The organism is Bradyrhizobium sp. sGM-13, from assembly GCF_018398875.1.
Taxonomy (GTDB): Bacteria; Pseudomonadota; Alphaproteobacteria; order Rhizobiales; family Xanthobacteraceae; genus Bradyrhizobium.
In genome coordinates this window covers 1-16,972 of record NZ_JAGWDK010000063.1, presented here as the reverse complement: position 1 = coordinate 16,972, position 16,972 = coordinate 1, and the positions used below count along the sequence as shown (strand labels likewise).

Annotated in this window: 13 protein-coding genes and 2 pseudogenes; 9 read left to right on the top strand and 6 right to left on the bottom strand. The window is 56.3% G+C overall.

The window, feature by feature from the left end; genetic code table 11:
* Nucleotides 1-100 precede the first annotated feature (100 nt).
* Nucleotides 101-864 (top strand): IS5 family transposase gene (locus tag KJQ96_RS36280; RefSeq protein ID WP_213290916.1). Its coding sequence is split into 2 segments (ribosomal slippage): nucleotides 101-436 and nucleotides 439-864, totalling 762 coding nucleotides; the frame shifts between segments, so codons are not numbered across the junction.
* A gap of 128 nt (nucleotides 865-992) precedes the next feature.
* Here the strand turns inward: KJQ96_RS36280 and KJQ96_RS36275 are convergent.
* Together KJQ96_RS36275 and KJQ96_RS36270 are read right to left on the bottom strand one after the other, a co-directional pair.
* Entirely contained in the window at nucleotides 993-2,654 is a 1,662-nt protein-coding gene (locus tag KJQ96_RS36275; protein ID WP_213290915.1) for a methyl-accepting chemotaxis protein, read from the bottom strand.
* A gap of 248 nt (nucleotides 2,655-2,902) precedes the next feature.
* Nucleotides 2,903-3,781, bottom strand: a pseudogene (locus tag KJQ96_RS36270) (IS3 family transposase); the annotation flags it as partial.
* A gap of 224 nt (nucleotides 3,782-4,005) precedes the next feature.
* Here KJQ96_RS36270 and KJQ96_RS36265 point away from each other — a divergent pair.
* On the top strand, nucleotides 4,006-5,385 hold the full coding sequence (locus KJQ96_RS36265) for an IS110 family transposase (RefSeq protein WP_108523404.1): 1,380 nt from the start codon (nucleotides 4,006-4,008) through the stop codon (nucleotides 5,383-5,385).
* A 2-nt stretch (nucleotides 5,386-5,387) separates the two neighbouring features.
* Here the strand turns inward: KJQ96_RS36265 and KJQ96_RS36260 are convergent.
* A pseudogene (locus KJQ96_RS36260) lies at nucleotides 5,388-5,645 on the bottom strand (transposase); the annotation flags it as partial.
* A gap of 792 nt (nucleotides 5,646-6,437) precedes the next feature.
* Here KJQ96_RS36260 and KJQ96_RS36255 point away from each other — a divergent pair.
* From KJQ96_RS36255 to KJQ96_RS36245, 3 genes are read left to right on the top strand one after another with little or no spacing between them, the layout of a single operon-like run.
* Nucleotides 6,438-6,968, top strand: a complete 531-nt coding sequence (locus KJQ96_RS36255; protein WP_213290914.1) for a hypothetical protein — start codon at nucleotides 6,438-6,440, stop codon at nucleotides 6,966-6,968.
* A 31-nt stretch (nucleotides 6,969-6,999) separates the two neighbouring features.
* On the top strand, nucleotides 7,000-7,602 hold the full coding sequence (locus tag KJQ96_RS36250; protein ID WP_213290913.1) for a hypothetical protein: 603 nt from the start codon (nucleotides 7,000-7,002) through the stop codon (nucleotides 7,600-7,602).
* The gene (locus tag KJQ96_RS36245; protein ID WP_213290912.1) at nucleotides 7,602-8,486 is read left to right on the top strand and encodes an ImmA/IrrE family metallo-endopeptidase; all 885 of its coding nucleotides are present in this window, start codon (nucleotides 7,602-7,604) and stop codon (nucleotides 8,484-8,486) included. The genes KJQ96_RS36250 and KJQ96_RS36245 overlap by 1 nt, the downstream gene beginning before the upstream one ends.
* 102 nt (nucleotides 8,487-8,588) lie before the next feature.
* Here KJQ96_RS36245 and KJQ96_RS40895 read toward each other — a convergent pair whose 3' ends face one another.
* From KJQ96_RS40895 to KJQ96_RS36230, 3 genes are all read right to left on the bottom strand, one after another.
* Nucleotides 8,589-8,939, bottom strand: a complete 351-nt coding sequence (locus KJQ96_RS40895; RefSeq protein WP_249734961.1) for a hypothetical protein — start codon at nucleotides 8,937-8,939, stop codon at nucleotides 8,589-8,591.
* Nucleotides 8,940-9,054: 115 nt separating this feature from the next.
* Nucleotides 9,055-9,687 carry a hypothetical protein gene (locus KJQ96_RS36235; protein WP_213290911.1) on the bottom strand — a complete coding sequence of 211 codons (633 nt, stop codon included), beginning with the start codon at nucleotides 9,685-9,687 and terminating at the stop codon, nucleotides 9,055-9,057.
* 301 nt (nucleotides 9,688-9,988) lie between these two features.
* The gene (locus KJQ96_RS36230; RefSeq protein WP_213290910.1) at nucleotides 9,989-10,336 is read right to left on the bottom strand and encodes an integration host factor subunit alpha; all 348 of its coding nucleotides are present in this window, start codon (nucleotides 10,334-10,336) and stop codon (nucleotides 9,989-9,991) included.
* Between the two features lie 395 nt (nucleotides 10,337-10,731).
* Here KJQ96_RS36230 and KJQ96_RS36225 point away from each other — a divergent pair, with 395 nt between their 5' ends.
* The 4 genes from KJQ96_RS36225 to KJQ96_RS36210 all read left to right on the top strand — a co-directional run bounded on the left by KJQ96_RS36225 (nucleotide 10,732) and on the right by KJQ96_RS36210 (nucleotide 16,823).
* Nucleotides 10,732-11,112, top strand: a complete 381-nt coding sequence (locus tag KJQ96_RS36225) for a hypothetical protein (RefSeq protein WP_213290909.1) — start codon at nucleotides 10,732-10,734, stop codon at nucleotides 11,110-11,112.
* Between the two features lie 661 nt (nucleotides 11,113-11,773).
* Nucleotides 11,774-13,369: an anti-phage dCTP deaminase gene (locus tag KJQ96_RS36220; protein ID WP_213290908.1), complete on the top strand. Its 1,596-nt coding sequence runs from the start codon at nucleotides 11,774-11,776 to the stop codon at nucleotides 13,367-13,369.
* A gap of 107 nt (nucleotides 13,370-13,476) precedes the next feature.
* On the top strand, nucleotides 13,477-15,312 hold the full coding sequence (locus KJQ96_RS36215) for a toll/interleukin-1 receptor domain-containing protein (protein ID WP_213290907.1): 1,836 nt from the start codon (nucleotides 13,477-13,479) through the stop codon (nucleotides 15,310-15,312).
* Complete coding sequence (locus KJQ96_RS36210) at nucleotides 15,309-16,823, top strand: hypothetical protein (protein WP_213290906.1); 1,515 nt, start codon at nucleotides 15,309-15,311, stop codon at nucleotides 16,821-16,823. Before KJQ96_RS36215 ends, KJQ96_RS36210 begins: the two co-directional genes overlap by 4 nt.
* The last annotated feature ends 149 nt before the right edge of the window (nucleotides 16,824-16,972 follow it).

Here is a 16,972-nt window from a genome sequence, read left to right as displayed (position 1 = left end):
TAAGCGCCTGCCGCGCCCTCGCGTGAGCGCGACCTCACAGAACCCTCCAGATTCCCTTTTAGGAGCAAATCAGATTCAAGCCTGCTTTTGGGAGGCAGTCTTGGGTGTGATGGACCGGTTGATTTTGAGCGATGCGGCGTGGGAGCGGATGGCGCCGCTGATCATAGGCCGGCCTGACCAGAAGGGTTCGACCGGACGCGACAACCGGATGTTCGTGGAAGGTGTGCTTTGGATCGTGCGTACGGGCTCTCCCTGGCGTGATCTTCCGGAGGCGTTTGGGGATTGGAACAGCGTGTTCCGGCGCTTCAGTCGATGGAGCATCAAGGGTGTTTGGTGGCGGATCTTCGAGGCGATGTCCGACGATCCGGACTTCGAGTATCTGATCGTCGATTCCACCATCGTCCGAGCCCACCAGCACGCTGCCGGGGCGAAAAAAGGGGGTCTGAAGATCAGGCGATCGGCCGCTCGCGCGGTGGCCTGAGCACCAAGATACATCTGGCCGTTCGCGGCTTGGGATGTCCCGTGCGCTTCACGCTTACCGCAGGTCAGAAGGGCGATGCACCGCAGGCCGCCGCATTGCTCGAGGGATTGCCCGCCGAGGTCGTCATGGCCGATACGGCCTATGACGCCGATCACTTGCGCCAGGCCATCGCTGCCAAGGGGGCGCTCGCCGTCATCCCGAACAACCCGTCACGCGCGCTCAAATATCCGCTCGACAAGCATCTCTATGCCCAGCGCCATCTCGTGGAATGCTGCTTCTCCAAGCTCAAGCAATTCCGCCGCGTCGCAACTCGCTTCGAAAAAACCGCCCGAAATTACCGTGCCGTCGTCACTCTCGCAGCCATCATCTTATGGATGCGATAAGTGTCCACACCACCTAGGTCCTGATTGAACGCCTGGCATTTGCGCGCCAATCCGCCGGGGCAGCTGGGGGCAACTTGGCTTCGCAAGAAAGGTCAAATTCAGGGGTGGAGAGCTTGCGACGTTGAGACTTAAGCCGCTTGAACCCTGCCCAGGAAGTTGTCCAGCTCGTGCTTTAGCCGAGAGCTTTCCTCAGACAGCAGTTCGGCAGACATCAGCACCTGCATCGAAGCCCCTCCGGTTTCCTTCGCGCGGTTGGTGACTTCACCGGCGCTCGCCGCCACCTGGGTGGTCCTGGCCGCCGCTTCCTGCAAATTGAACGCGATGTTCATGCTCGTCGCCTCCTGCTCCCCGATCGAATCGACTACGGCCATGGCGATCCTCGAGATGCGACCGATGATGACACTGATTTCGGTGAGCGCGCCGACCGACTCAGTCGTCGCGGCCTGGATGCCGCCCATGTGCTCGCTGATCTCAAGGGTCGCGTGCGCGGTTTGCGTCGCGAGAGATTTCACTTCCTGGGCGACAACCGCAAAACCTCTGCCGAAATCGCCGGCGCGCGCGGCTTCAATCATCGCATTCAGCGCGAGCAAATTGGTTTGCCGCGCGATTGTGGCGATCAGCTGGACCACGCTGCCGATCCGCTCCGCCGCAGCCGCCAAATTAACCATGCGCTGATCGCTGAGTTCGGCCTTGCGAACCGCTTCGCGCGCCATATTGGCGACTTCCTCGACCTGCCGGCCGACATTGGCGATGGTTGCCGCCATTTCGCCCGTCGCGGCTGCGACACGTTGAACGTTGGCAGACGCTTCCTCCGATGAGGAGGCGACCTCGACCGAGAGTTGCCGGCTGTGATCCGCCGAGCGGGTAAGGCTACGTGCGGAGGCTTCAAGTTTTGTGGAGGCGAACGAGACGGTGTCAATCACGTTGCCCACGGCGGTTTCGAACTGGCCGGCGAGCCGAGCGATATCGGCCTTGCGCTGCTCGGCAGCGGTACGATCCTGTTCGGCCTTTGCGTCGAGTTCAGCTTGCGCCTTCTCGCGAGCTCTCAGCTTGAACATTTCGACTGCCTCGGCCATCTCGCCAAGCTCATCCTTTCGGCCGAGGCCCGGCAGAACCACATCGAACCGACCGTCACCGAGCTGGCGCATGGCTGCCGTCATCGAAGCGACTGTTTTGGCGATGCGCTGGCCGAACAGTAAGGCGAGCAGGCCCACGAACATCGTTACAAGCCCGATCACCCAGATCAGTTTCCGCCGAATTCCTTCAGCTCGTTTTTCCGCAGCCCGCGAGCGCGCGTCGGCGGCAGCCATGGCCTTCACGAGCGCCGGGTGGATGCGGTCGTAGATCTGTCCGAGATCGTCCGCCTGGTCGCTCAGCGCCTGCTGCGTCACCATGAACGACACAAAACTCGACTTGTATGCGCGGATCAGCTCGAGGATCTGGGATTTCACCTCGGCCGGCACGCTGGACTGAGCGAGCGTGGTTTCGAATTCCGCCTCCCGGCCCACCAGTTGATCGCCATATTTGTCTTCGCCGCGCAGGATGAAATCTTTCTCGTGCCGGCGCATCATCAGCATCAAGATCGTCAGGCGTGGCTGGTTCAGCTCTGCCAGCCGCTGCTCGACGGTGTGCACGGCCTTGCGCAGCTTGCCCTGAAATTCGTCCTCTTCGTTGAAGCCGAGGTTGCGTTGCGCTGCCACGAGGTTATGAAAGCGCGTTGCATAGAGACCGATCACCGGCCGCAGGGAGGTCGCCTGCTTCAGCGGGTCATCCTCGGGCAACGCCGTCACAAATGCTTCGACTCGACTCAAGTCTGCGAGCTGCCGCTCATAATTGTCCGCATACTTCTTGATCGACACTTCACTGGGCTTGCGCAGGAAGTCGCTCGCGATTTGTCGTGACTCCAGGAAGCTTTGCGACAATGATGCGACATGGGCTTTGAACTGGTTGCTGTCGTTCGAAGCGCTCTGGACCAGGAGAGCTGGTCCCGGTTGTCTGAACAGAATTTCCGCGTCGATAAGTGGAGCCTCTGCCGGGGTTAGGCTGCCATGCGGAGTGGCAGCGGGGTGAAGTAAGCTTGATCCGGCGTGCTGCCGTCAAGACTCGAATGGGGACGTCTGCTGTTATAGAAGTCGAGATATCGGCCGATCGAGCTGCGCGCCTCGCTGAAGCTGTCATAGGCCCGCAGGTACACCTCCTCGTATTTGATGCTGCGCCAGAGCCGCTCGACAAACACGTTGTCCCGCCATGCGCCCTTGCCGTCCATGCTGATCGCGATGCCGTTGCTGGCGAGCACGCCGGTAAAAGCCTGTCCGGTGAACTGCGAGCCCTGATCGGTGTTGAAGATATCCGGCTTGCCGTGACGAGCCAAGGCATCCTCCAGCGTCTCGATGCAGAAGGCCGCCTCCATCGTGATCGACAGCCGCCACGACAGAACACGACGGGTCGCCCAGTCCAGCACCACGGCGAGATAGACGAAGCCACTCGCCATCGGGATGTAGGTGATGTCCATCGCCCAGACCTGGTTCGGTCGCGTGATCTCCATGCCGCGCAGCAGGTATGGATGGATCTTGTGGCCGGGCTCGGGTCTGGTGGTGCGCGGACGGCGATAGAGCGCCTCTATCCCCATCCGCCGCATCAGCGTCTTGACATGCCGGCGGCCGATCTTGCACCCCTGCAAAGCCAGCAGGCCTCGCAGCATGCGCGAACCGGCGAAGGGAAACTCCAGATGCAGCCGGTCGAGACGCCGCATGATCGCGAGATCGGCGTCCGGCACCGGCCGCGGCAGGTAATAAACGCTGCCGCGGCTGATCTGCAAAACTTCCGCCTGCCGGGTGATCGACAGATCATGCTTACGGTCGATCATCGCTTTGCGCTCAGCAATCCCGCCTTGGTGAGCGCTCCTTCTAAAAAACTGATCTCGGCGCTGCACGCCCCCTGTGGGATAGAAACGGGTTGGCGATAGACTGCGTTCGGAAGGGAGCGGCCGATACGATTTTGGTGGCATTTAACCCCGTCAAAAAACCTGGTCCATGAGCTGTTGCGGACTTGAGAGTGGTGACGCCGCATAGGCGATCCCGTTTAGGAATCTGATCAATTGCGCAGCTCAGCCCTTCCGCCCTGTCAGCAGGAGGATTGGAGATGAACCGCAAGAAGTCGAAGTCCAAGGTCGACCGTACCATGCCCATGGTGCACCCGAACGCGGCTGCCATCGATGTTGGTGCGACAATGCACATGGCTGCCGTAGGAGCGGATCGCGTACTGGAGCCAGTACGCAGTTTTGGCACCTTCACGGCCGATCTCGATCAACTAGTAAAGTGGTTTGTGGAATGCGGCGTCGAGACCGTCGTCATGGAATCAACCAGCGTCTATTGGATTCCGATCTTTGAGCTTCTCGATGCACGAGGATTTGCCGTGTTTCTTGTCAACGCGCGCGATGCCAAGCATGTGCCGGGGCGCAAGACCGATGTCAGCGATGCGCAGTGGCTGCAGCGGCTCCATTCGTTCGGATTGCTGCGGGCGAGCTTTCGGCCCAAAGGGCAAATTGCGGAGCTGCGAGCCTACGTGCGTCAGCGTGAGCGTCTGCTGGAATACGCCGCCTCACACATCCAGCATATGCAAAAGGCATTGACCGAGATGAATCTTCAACTCCACCACGTTGTGGCCGACATCACGGGCACGACTGGCCTGCGTATCATTCGCGCGATCCTTGCCGGCGAGCGCGATCCTGAGGCGCTGGCGTGTTTGCGCCATTACAGTTGCCACTCCAGTGTCGAGACGATCGCGAAGGCGCTCACCGGAAGCTACCGCGCGGAGCATCTGTTTGCGCTCGATCAGGCACTCGCCCTTTACGACGCTTACCACGAGAAGGCATCTGCCTGCGACGTCCGAATCGAGGCTGTGTTGAAGGAACTCATTATCCATAGGGGTCATGATCATGGATCAGCGCCGCCGGTCTCGCGGCGTCGGAACAGAACCGATCAAGCGAACGCTCTGGCTTTCGACGTCCGCGCGTCGTTGTTTGGGCTGCTCGGAAAGGACGTCACCACCATCGACGGCCTCGGTCATTACCTCTCGCTGAAGCTGATCGCAGAATGCGGCGACGACCTTACCTCATGGCCAAGTGCAAAGCATTTTACCTCCTGGCTGGGGTTGGCGCCGAGCAATAAGGTCTCCGGGGGCAAAATGCTCTCGTCACGAACGCGCCGGTCCGGCGGTCGGGCCGCAGCTCTTCTGCGCCTTGCTGCCGTAACCGTCGGACGCACCGACACCGCGCTCGGCGCCTTTTATAGAAGACTGTCGTCCCGCATCGGCAAGGCCAAGGCAGTCACCGCGACGGCCCGCAAGATCGCAGTCCTGTTCTACAACGCTGTCCGTCACGGAATGGACTACGTCGATCCCGGCGCCTCCTCCTACGAGACACGCTACCGTACGCGAGTGATCAACAATTTGCACCGACGTGCCAAGACATTCGGCTTTGTTCTGCAGCCCTTGGAACCGGGAGCTGGTGCCGTTTCTTAGGAATCGTTCTCCAGCGTCAGCTCCCCGATCTTGGCATGCAGCGACTTCACATCGATCGCAGGCGTGGCCGGCGCAGCGCTGCCAGGTCCAAAAACGCCGGAAGCGCCACCCTCCAGCTGCGCCTTCCACGCCGTAATCTGATTGGGGTGGACGTCGAACTGCTCGGCCAACTGAGCTATCGTCCGGTCGCCCTTGACGGCGGCCAGCGCCACCTTCGCCTTGAAGGCCGGTGTGTGGTTCCGGCGTGCTCGTCTGCTCATCGTCGCTCCTGATTCGCAGGCACCAGCGTGCCCGCTGTCAGGCAGAAACTCCACTTATCGACCTGTTCAAATTTGCGGAGCCGGCTCTCTGGCGATAACGGACGAGATACTCCGGCCGTGACGCACCTCCAGCCCATTCCACCTTCGAAAGAGTTGGAAAGCCGGCATAGCTCCGCCTGCTCGGAGCACATCTTCTCGATGTGGCGTCGCTGCTCGAGAAGCATCGGCACGCAAGGGCATCTTCATTTCGCTTTTCCACTCGCCGATCAAAGATCCACGGCCTCGGTATCATCCATTTCCTCGATCGCTGCAGTGAAGCCGGCAGCATTCCACCCGCCACGGGTGAAAGCTGGCGTTTTCCCTAGGATCGGCTGGGTTGTGCAACCCCGTTCGACTCCGCTAGACTCGCGATGGCTCCAAGTCGTAGCGGACGGGCAGACCCCCGAGCTGTCCGGTGATTATCGAATTGGGGCGTTAGACTGGCGGCGGCATCTTTGTCAGGAGGCGGTCTTGTCCAACCAATGTATAGGTTTGGCGCTCTCATTCATTCTGTCGACATCTGTGCCGGTGTGTGCCCAGAGCAATGTTACCTCCGCATTGCAAAGCACCTTGTCTCCAGGCTGGGAATGCCTTCAGGGACCGAATGAGTTGGATAGGCCAGGTAGGACCTTCTACGTCGATCGTAACGGCGTCAGGTACGAGCTGGCCGATTTGCATGGTCGACTGAAGCCGATAGTAGGAGAAGTCTCGTCGGTCGCTGCCCGCACAAGCGGCTACGTCAGCGCGGGACTTATGGCCAAAATTCTTCACTTGGGAGGGATGCTTTCGATATCCGGATCGACGACCTACGCGACCGCGGTGGCCCTCTTCCAGCGCCAAGAGGTGCGCACGGAGGAGGCCGACGTGCGGGCGGCACTGCGAACCCTCGATCCCTCCTTAATCGATAACGAAAATACCTATTTTGTCATTCGCAACGTGCAACTTGCAAGGCAAATGCGTTTGACGGTGGACAGGGGAATCGCCGGCGCTTTCGGCGGAGAAGTCCCCTTCCGTGCCATGTTCCAGGTATCGGGTGCGGCCAAGCCGCCCGGCGCAGGCCCCTCCAATATGCAGACTCAATCCGCCGCCGATCCATCTTCGGTGCCCGTTATTACAGCCGAGGACAACAAGAACTTCACAATCGATCAGACATTCGCCAAACCCCTCACCGTCTGCTTTCTTGCTCAAAAATTCACTCTCAAGAACGTAGTCGGAGGCGCCGGCGGCAGCATAAGGGACGCGCAATTGACCGAGGAGTATTGGAACCCTACGGCGGCGCAGTGAAATGAGACGCTTCTGTCGCCTTTTGACGTTGGTGTTCGTTCTGCAGTTCTGCTCCGGGCTCCGCGCTCAAACGGGCACGCCGAATCCCATCGACGCTATCAGGAACGCGCAGGACTATCAGTTTCTCAGCAGCTTGTTTCCGCAAGCAGGCGCCAAGTTCGACCCGGATCGAGACCAGGTCATGACGTCCGATCAGCAGCGTGACGCATCTGCATTTCTGACCTCGCAGTTCAACGTGCAGAAGGAAATGTTGAACAAGCAGCTAGCATCCGTAATGCGTTCGCTCGAAATGATTGGCGTCCGCCCGATCGCGGCGATCTTGGAAGCGCCGACGACGATCGAATTTCGCGACGATCAGAACGCTTGGTCGACGACCGTTTCTCCCACCCGTATAATAATAGGTGCGCGTCTCCTCCGCGGACTGGTTCTCGGATCTCTTCGCGAGGCCGTCGAAGGAAAAGCGCTGTTCAGCAAGTCTCTGGCTTCCTATCTCGGGTTAACCCCGGGAGCCGCCTTGGAGCTTGCGGATCTGGAGGCGAGAGCCCGTTTGTTTTTTGCTGCGGCTCGTAACGGCATCTCAATGATGCGAACGGAGGCAGACTTCAGGAACACTACGAAAACGTCCTCGCCCTGATGAAAGGCTATTTGCAGGGCGGAACGACCCCCGAAGAAACTTACGATGCGCTCAGGACCCGGCTTGTCGCGGCGGCCGCTGGTGGAGAGATCAGCGGAGCCGATGGAATGGCGATGTTTGATGTTTTCATGCGCCTGAGCAGTCACTTCGATCCGGCCATGATGTTCGTCCTGTCGCACGAATTAGGCCACGTTGTTCTGGGCCACTCGCCGTTCCCGACTGGTATGACGTGTGCGGAAAGCCAGAGACGGGAGGACGATGCCGACGCGTTCGCGATCGCTTTGCTCAGCTACGATATTCCAGGAGAAACGGAGGCAACAGATCGGGCGCTGGCGAGGGTAAATGGAGAAAAGGAAAATGCCTCGGCCGACAGGAACTCCTTGGCGTATGGCTATGTGCAGGCAATTCAGTTCGGGTTCGCACTGGCAGGTCTTTCCAATCTCATCGACCAACAATGCAGCTACCGTGACGTCGCCGATCGCATCGCTTATCTCGACAACTTGCGTGAAAACTTTGTTGCCTCTCGAACCGATGCGATCGAAGAAATATTTCGGCACTTCAAATCCCACCCTCCCTACGTCCATACTTCCAGCGACGTTGAATCCCTAACGTCTGCGAAAAAACGGAAGCTCGCTCAAAATCTCTTCAAGTTGTGCGGCGTAGCGCAAGGTCCCAAGGTGCATCGCCTGAAGAGGGTCAAGGAGCTTCCGTTCGGATGGGTGGTCGAATGCCCAAATGCTTTGCCTTCTCGATTTCGGCTTCCGCAGTTTCGCGCCCGTCTTGGGACGCACACCTGGCAAGAGATTGAGCTGGAATACAGAAATCATCTGCCCGGTTCCAGTCTCATGGACGAGAACGTGATAAAGTCACTGCTTCAGCCTTAGCTGCCGCTCTGCGGCTTGCGATTGTCGCGCTGAATTTCGACTTGTCATGTTTCTATTATGGCTCCGACTGCCGCCGGCCGCGCGTACTCATTTTCTCTCGGTCTATGCATTTCTATGAATAATCCTGAGGAGAGCATACACTGCCTCGGGGAAATCGCGCGAAGGTTTCGCAGCCTGCCCGACGCTTTCGATCCACGGCTCAGTGACCGTGTCACCTCCGCCTCCAGCATTTCCCGCAACCCCGCCTTTCCCCGGCAGCGGCTTGAATTGCATCCCTAGGACATCCTTGATCTTCGCCTTCGGCGCCGCCCGGACCAAGACCTCCTTCGCCAAAAGTAACGTGCCGGCATAAAAGTTACGGACGGCCGACAGCGCGCGCTTGGGCGCGTTTGCCTCGGAATCCTCGATCCCGAGCTGAATAGATCGAATGGTGTTATCGAACAGACTGTCCATATTGCTCTGTTTCCGATGCGGGAGCTTCGGGTCAACCTCCACTTGGATAAGTGGGCAGGTCCACCTAAACACACGAGAATCTAAGGCGCTTCAACCGATAGGATTTTCGCTTCCGTCAGGACGCGACGGTACAGACCGACGAACTGGCTGACCAGTCCCCGTCCTTGTTCGCAGGCTTGTTTCCGGTCAGCGCCACAAGCACCCACAAAAGGTCGCGATAAGCCAAAGAAAACGCGGAAGCGATCAAATCCTCGAGCGTGTCTTTCATTTCGCCGTAGCCGCCGTCAGTTGCATAGAGAATCTTGTTTCGAAAATCGGCGCGGGCGGAAACGAACTCCTTCACCGTCATGCCATTCTGTTTCGTAACCTCCTCCGAAAAGTCCTTCAGCATCTCTTCGACGATGGCGTCGTCGTCCAAGTCGTCTCGCGACACGGCGAAGTCCAGCGGATTTATTTTGATAACCTCTTGCCCGTCCTCCTTTCCGATGGACAGTTTCAACTTTTCTTGGTCCAGAACAGCCTTGATCGGCATCCGCAGATAGTTCTCGAGACCATTAAAACTGAGGCGAGCATGTCTCCCAATACGAACCGAAATTGCGAGAGTACGGGGTAAAAAGCCAACTTCACGTAGTGGTTTTTGAACTTCTTCACGAAGTCCCGAGCTCATATCGTCTTCGTTGAGCTTCAGAAGCTCGAAGATTGCGACGACAAGCTCCTCTTCCGCAGCTATGCATCGGATAGCGCCCATCGCGTCGTCCACACCCCTGAGGCGCAAAGCCTTGTTGTAATGATCGAGCGCTTTCCCGAGTGCTCGAAGAGGAAGTCGACGAATTCCTGACCGATCAGATCGGCAAATGGCTCGGTGTCCAAGCCCTCGCCGGCAGCATCATTGTCTGCTTCGCCTATGGTCTCCGGCTTATCCGTCTTTTCGAAGCGACCTTAAGCCAAAGCCCGCCTGCCAGCGCTCCGCTACGGCCAATTCCTAACCCTTGCTATCGCGTCGAAATCGATATTAGCGACAGAAGTCGGCTCACCTTCGTGTGTTTCAGTCATTCGATATGGGCTTCCACAACTTGTGAAAAGCTATCACCCCGCCTCGGCCCCATTGAGTTGATCTGCTTTTTCATGACAGCTGACGCCTTGAACACAACGACATTGCGCGGCTCAATAGGCACTTCAACGCCGGTCTTCGGATTTCTGCCCAGCCGCTGAGCTTTCTTCCGAACCATGAACGTACCGAAAGACGACAGCTTGACTGTTTCCCCGCGTGCGATGCAGTCGGCTATCTCATTTAGAACTAGTTCGGCAAAATCCGCCGATTCTCGCCGCGACAAGCGGACTTTCCGATAGATCGCGTCGTACAGATCGACTCGGGTGATTGTTTTGGCCCCGCGCATATTGCTACATCCTTACTGAAACTGTTTTGATTATGGCTGCATTCAAGCAGCTGCATATGGCCAGGATCAACCCCGTAAACCTCTTGCGGCAGGGTACAAGATCGCCCTCTCGTCGCCAATAACCAGCTCGCGAACCCGTTCGGCATCTTCGACTCGCGGAAGCGAATGGGGCGATGATCTGTCAGATCCTACAGGACTACCCATACTAGGGACTCCCCTAGGTGCGTTCACGCGGCAAATTTCCAAATCATACCATCGTCCAACGGCGCAGTGGGACTTTGGACGGCGGCGGAACCCAACGATCGTCTTGCCGCCGCATCGCGTTATAGACAAAATTTATCTTGTCTTCTGGGGGAGCGGGACCGGCCAAGTATAAAAGTATTTCGTTTTGCCGGATGGCGCCCGAGCAAAAGCAGCAGGGAGAGGGAGATGGTTACCGAGACGTTGTTTCTGACGGCTGGCGAACCAACCTCTACGTCTGTGACCAGCGCGATTTCCCCCTCTATGCGCGTCTAAGAGTGATCAAGGATAATATGGGCTTTCCCGTTGCCGACGGAACGACGATCACCGATTTCAGCGGGATAATCAGCGGTTGGATGGACTCCGGATCCAATTGCATGGGCCTAGTCATAAAGAAGCAAGACCGGAAGATAAGCGAGCCGACGACCAAGAACATCTTGGGTGGATACGTCAACGGAAATCCAAAATACCCGAAAGGAGGGTCGGTAATCCGCGACGACTATCTCATACGCTCCGAACCCGGCCTAATACCCTGAACTCAGTGGATTTTTGGATCGGCTCCGCTTTTGTGGGTCCATTGTGGGATCGCGTCAAGACCGCCAAAAAATGGCCCGCGGCTTGGGCGGGATCGCTGTCCTGCGCCCCGATGTTGTTCTGCGCCTTTTGAGAACGCGTGCTGCCAGACAGGATTGAACTGAGGGACCGATCCTAGTTTGCATTGATATTATTGTACTTTTCGATTCGGTGATGAGGATTTGAGTGGCACTCTTGAGCGGCGCCGTTGTCGCTGAAGATACCCCACACGGACCTAAGTTGCAGCTCGATTTTTATGATTAGGACGCGCCGCTCGACTTGGGACGCACATTTCTGTCTGAAACGGATAAGATGGTGCCCAGGAAAGGATTGCATAGGCAGAAGTGAATCTCTTTGATCTTTCCACCGATTTTTTTTCGACACGGCAAGTTGTTACACCGTCATGTGGCGCTCCCCTTCGTTGGGAGACTGACTGTAGGTAGCCCCAATAGCGGTTCCATTGGTAGGTCGCGCCAGCAAACTGTCGATTGGCAGCTTTGTCGTTGCGCTCTGGGCTAAGGGGCACGCCGGCCCTGCTCGTGGATAAGTTGGGCTAAGTGCCGGCTTCAACCCAGAATCACAGTACAGTTCAGAGTTTCGTTAAATCATTCAAACGGGGCTCAAATGGAAACGCGGTCAAGCTTAGCTCCGGATGCTTCTTTCACATCCGTTAAAACGGCTAAAGCGCTGGTTGCCGAGCAAGCTAGCAATGAGATTGTATTTGCAGTTGTCGGCTATGTCGGCTCAGGCACGAGCGAAATCGCTACAACCCTAAAAGGACTTTTGGAAAACCCAGCTCTGCCGGGCGGCCGGTATGACGTTGACATCTTGAAGGCACGCAAAGTCATTGAAGACTGGGCAATGAAATCCAGCGAAGCCGTGCCGGCCACTCCGCAGAACGATTTAGCCACCACGACGAGGTTTCAAGACTTAGGCGACAAAATGCGAGCAGGCGGCGATCACGCGATAGTCGCGAGACGTATGGTTGATCTGATTCGCCTCACCCGAGCGACTAAACTCGGTATCAGCGATCCGGGCGAAGACCCTGTCCCTCCCGACGGTGTGCGACGTGCCTACATACTTGATTCCATCAGGCACCCGGCAGAAGTCGAACTGCTACGACGCGTTTATCAAGACGCATTCGTGTTGGTCGGCATCGTTTGCGAAGCCAAGGTTCGTCAGAATCGCATAGTAAATAAGTACACCAATGCTGGGGCGGGAGACGCAGAGAAGTTCATGAAAAGAGATGCTCGCGCCATCGAGAAGCATGGACAGCGGGTCTCCGATGCTTTTCATATGGCTGATTTCTTCGTCGACAACACGACCGACCAATTTCTCGAAGGGCAAGAACCAAATCCTGATTGGGACATAAGCGATAATCTATCGCGACTTATCAGAATTATGACCGTCGCAGACGTTGTGCGACCGACCATTTCAGAAACCGCAATGCATGATGCCTATGGAGCATCGCTCCAGAGCGCATGCCTGTCTCGCCAAGTAGGTGCCGCACTCCTGGATGCCACCGGAAACATCGTCGCCACCGGGACGAATGAAGTGCCACGCGCGGGAGGAGGCGTTTACGGCGAATCCTTTTATTCTCACCAGGACGATCACCGCTGTGTATTTCAAAAAGTTGGGAAGTATTGCAGCAACACAAGAGAACAAAATGCTATAATCAACAAACTAATTGAGGACGTGCCAGAATTACACGCTCTCGATAATATCCGTAAGAATAAGCTGCGATTGGAATTGCGGGAGAGCCGAGTCGGCGACCTGCTCGAATTCAGTCGGGCCGTGCACGCGGAAATGGACGCCGTATTTTCTGCCGGCCGAAAGGGCGTGACTACAGTTGGGACCCGGCTATTTGTAACAACGTTTCCTTGTCACTATTGCGCCAGAGGCATCGTCGCCGCAGGCATTGATGAGGTGCAATACATTGAGCCGTATCCCAAGAGTCAGGCCCTGTCACTTCATCCGGACGCAATTACAATCAATGCCAAGGACTGGAAGGAACCAAGCAAAGGTGGAAGTAAGGTCTTGTTTCGCGCCTTCACAGGCGTCGCTCCGCGTCTTTACAAGCGGGCGTTCCTCAAAGATCGGGACTTGAAAGACTCAACCACAGGCAACTTTCAAATCGGAGCGCCGGAATGGGGCTCTCCGTGGCACCTCCAAGGTGTCAGTTACGTAGAACTAGAAGCAGCTCTAGCGAAGTCAAAATAATGGGTCGTCCCATCAGACCAAAAGCTAATTTTCTTCGATTGGTGGACTCCGGCCCTGCGGAGCCACTGACTGAAGACTCTTTCGCTCGACCGGCCTGGCAAAACACTTTGTTTGCAGGTGCCAATCCTTCGCTGATTGTTATCGTCGACTGCGAACACGTTACGGATCATGAGTTAGTAACGACACTCACCGGCTCGAAACCGAAGTATGTGTTTGACATCCGCCGTGTCCCACGTTTCGACATCGGACGCCTCACACGTCGCGCTGCTTTCGAATCTTTCCAAGCGGCCGGTGCGCACTACATTGATTTGACGAGCATTCATCGCCAGAACAGGTCTAGCCCGTCTCCGGAAGTAATTGGGAAAGCGATTAACGACGCGCTTTCCTTTTCCTCGAAGGGGGGCGCGATAGCAATACTGGTTGAGAACAGTCAATTCTCGGAAGAATACATCACTACCCTTCTGGACGCATTGCCTTCGGAAAACGAAGAACCCTGGGACGTGTTTAGAGTGCCGCTTGCTCCGAGCGCTGCACCAGCACCAGGCCATCGCGAAGTTATCTTCATTAGTCATGCGAACCCAAAAGACAACGAATTCGCAATCTGGTTAGCTCAGCAGCTCACCCTTTGCGGATATTCCGTGTGGTGCGATGTGAATAACCTTTCGGCCGGCGACAGATTCTGGGAGGACATCGAGAATTGCATTCGCAATCGATGCGCCAAAGTCATAGTGGTTTTGTCGAAAAATTCGCAATCAGCCTCCGGCGTTCTCGACGAAATCGATCTAGCGATCCGGGTGGAGCGAGCATCACAGCTCACGCGATTTGTTCTGCCAATTCGGCTCGATGAATTGTCCTTCGCTGACGTACGCGCAAATTTGGGACGAAAGAACATTATTGATTTCCACAGGAACTGGGCATCGGGGCTTAAAGCGATTATCGATGTCCTTGCCCGAGATCGAGTGCCCCACATGGACGGGGCTGTCCTTAACGCCCTTAGTTTTGGTTCGCAAAAGAACCGCGCCATCCGCGTGACTGATCGACCCGAGCAGTTGACGAGCAATTGGTTAGCGATCCGGAAGCTTCCGCCGTTCGTATATTATTACGACGTCGCGGCGCCTCTTGAGCAAGTCGAGGCAATAGCCGCTGCCATGCGAACACCCTCGTTCAGACATCTGCGTCTCATTGGGACGTTTTGTGATGTGAAACAGGGCGGGCCTTCCGAATACTCGGGTATGTTGACTGAACGATACAAGGTCGACATCAATGATTTTCTGACTGGTCGCTCCACGAACGCTCCTTCCGTAAAGCCGCGTGATGCACACAACATTATTATGAGCATGTTGCGCCAAGCTTGGAATAAGGAAATGGCTGATCGAGGCCTTAGAAGCTTTGCCATGGCTTCCAATTCTCTCGCTTGGTACATGCCGTGCAATCTTTTGGACCGTAACACAGTGACCTTCTTCTCTGATCAGAAAAAGCGACGGAAGGTGATGGTGAATTGGAGCGAGCGGAGAAAGGTCTTTTGGCATTTCGCGGTTGAAGCTCGTCCCAGTCTTGGACTTCAGCCAAGATATATACTCCGCCAGCACGTAATTTTTACCGCCGATGGGCAGACGCCGCTTGTTAGTAAAGAGCGGATGCACGTCCTGCGCAGACGATTTTGCAAGAGTTGGTGGAACGACCGTTGGCGCGATCTGCTCGTTGGCTTTGTTGCATGGCTGAATTCCTCCCCGAACAAATTGACGTTGGACGCAAGCTTGCAAGTAGAGCTGGACCAGCAGCTCCTAAGCTTCATCTCTCCTCTGTCTCTCGATAGTGACGAAAACAGTACAGATGCTCGCAATTCAGAGAGGGATGATGACGAACTTACAGATGACGACTTTGACGTGTCAGACGGGATAGACGATCCGGTTTCGGAAATACAGGATATTAGCGAAGCATGATTGAACCCGATCGGATCGACATTGTGCCGGAGCCGAAGTTGGAGTTTGGCTTTAGGCAGCAGCTAGAGGATCCCCGTGACGGTCTCTTTCTCTTCGGACCTATCGTTGATCATCGGAAACCAGCTCAAATTCGTGCTGGCGTAATAGGGACGCAGCAAGGCGTTTCCATATTTAGAGAGTGGCTGAGGAAGGTTAGCTCGTTCATTCCTGCACCGACCGCTAGTGCATCGCGCCAGTTCGCCTTTCCGGGATTTGAGGCGGCGTTCCGCACCCCCTGGCCGATAAATTCCGTTGCTGAGCTTGCCGTATCTGCAACTGACATCGGAAATGCGATCCGCCAGAGTGACCGCCACAAAGCGATTTACGACACTGTTTCTCTGTATGAGCGTTCAATTAGGAGACAACTCAGAGATGACGACGCGCAAGTCGATGTTTGGTTTGTCGTGATTCCAGACGAAGTTTGGCGGCTGGGGCGCCCCCTATCCAAACTGAGCAAAGCTGAAGCGATAATTTCCCAGCCTTCGATTGGGGCCCGAGTCGCTCGGCGACTGTTCCGCGAGCCTTCATTGTTCTCCGAGGAAATGAACGAGGCAGAAATCTATCGCTACGAGTTGAATTTTCATCACCAGCTAAAAGCTCGATTGATTAGGTCGCGAGCTGTTATTCAAGTAGTTCGGGAGAGCACGCTTCTAGTAGGCGAGATCGGCGATAGCGTTCAACGGCGGCTCCAAGATGGCGCTAGCGTCGCATGGAATCTTTGCACTACAGCCTACTTTAAGAGCGGAGGGCGACCTTGGAAGCTGGCGAACGTTCGAGAAGGAGTTTGCTATGTTGGGCTCGTGTTCAAGATAAACACGGTGGATACAACTCAGGGCAACGCGTGTTGCGGGGCGCAAATGTTCTTAGATTCTGGCGACGGGCTAGTTTTTAAGGGGGCGATGGGCCCTTGGTATTCTAGCGAGACAAAGGAGTTTCATCTTCCTAAAGATGAAGCGCGATCTTTGATGTCTAGTCTGCTTCAATCATACTATGACGAGCATAAGCGAGAACCTGTAGAATTGTTTATCCATGGTCGCACTCGTTTCAGCGATGAAGAGTGGGCGGGCTTTCGTGAAGCTGTCCCCGAGAAAGTAAACCTAGTGGGAGTGCGAATAACTCGATCTCAGGAGATGAAGCTTTTTGCCCCCGGCCGCTTGCCGATCCTGCGCGGCACGACCTATCGGCTCAGCCCAAGGCGTGCGTTGCTTTGGACGAGTGGTTTCATTCCCCAGCTTGCAACCTATCCCGGCCGTGAAACGCCGAACCCGCTCCTAATAGAAATAACGCGAGGAGAGGCAAGTCTTCCAACGGTTGTTGCCGATATCATGGGCTTAACAAAAGTGAATTTCAACGCGTGCCTCTTTGCTGATGGATTGCCCGTGACGTTGCGTTTCGCGGATGCTGTTGGGGAAATCTTGACGGCCGCGCCGATCGCGGAAGGCGCCCCTCTTCCATTCCGGCATTACATCTAGCGTCGAGCCATCACGAGCCCTTATTCCCGCATCGTGAGACCGGCCGATATTGGCTCAGGGGGTCCAAAATCTGAGCGACCACCTCGTAGCGGGATTGCCACCACGCTGAGGAATGCACACCACCTTCACGCCGGCGTGCTTGCACGAGG

Bases quoted from the DNA above. Each gene is read 5' to 3' on its own strand.
- KJQ96_RS36265 (WP_108523404.1), top strand. From the start codon at position 4,006: ATGAACCGCAAGAAGTCGAAGTCCAAGGTCGACCGTACCATGCCCATG.
- KJQ96_RS36255 (WP_213290914.1), top strand. From the start codon at position 6,438: ATGGCCAAAATTCTTCACTTGGGAGGGATGCTTTCGATATCCGGATCG.
- KJQ96_RS36245 (WP_213290912.1), top strand. From the start codon at position 7,602: ATGAAAGGCTATTTGCAGGGCGGAACGACCCCCGAAGAAACTTACGAT.
- KJQ96_RS40895 (WP_249734961.1), bottom strand. From the start codon at position 8,939: ATGGACAGTCTGTTCGATAACACCATTCGATCTATTCAGCTCGGGATC.
- KJQ96_RS36235 (WP_213290911.1), bottom strand. From the start codon at position 9,687: ATGGGCGCTATCCGATGCATAGCTGCGGAAGAGGAGCTTGTCGTCGCA.
- KJQ96_RS36230 (WP_213290910.1), bottom strand. From the start codon at position 10,336: ATGCGCGGGGCCAAAACAATCACCCGAGTCGATCTGTACGACGCGATC.
- KJQ96_RS36225 (WP_213290909.1), top strand. From the start codon at position 10,732: ATGGCGCCCGAGCAAAAGCAGCAGGGAGAGGGAGATGGTTACCGAGAC.
- KJQ96_RS36220 (WP_213290908.1), top strand. From the start codon at position 11,774: ATGGAAACGCGGTCAAGCTTAGCTCCGGATGCTTCTTTCACATCCGTT.
- KJQ96_RS36210 (WP_213290906.1), top strand. From the start codon at position 15,309: ATGATTGAACCCGATCGGATCGACATTGTGCCGGAGCCGAAGTTGGAG.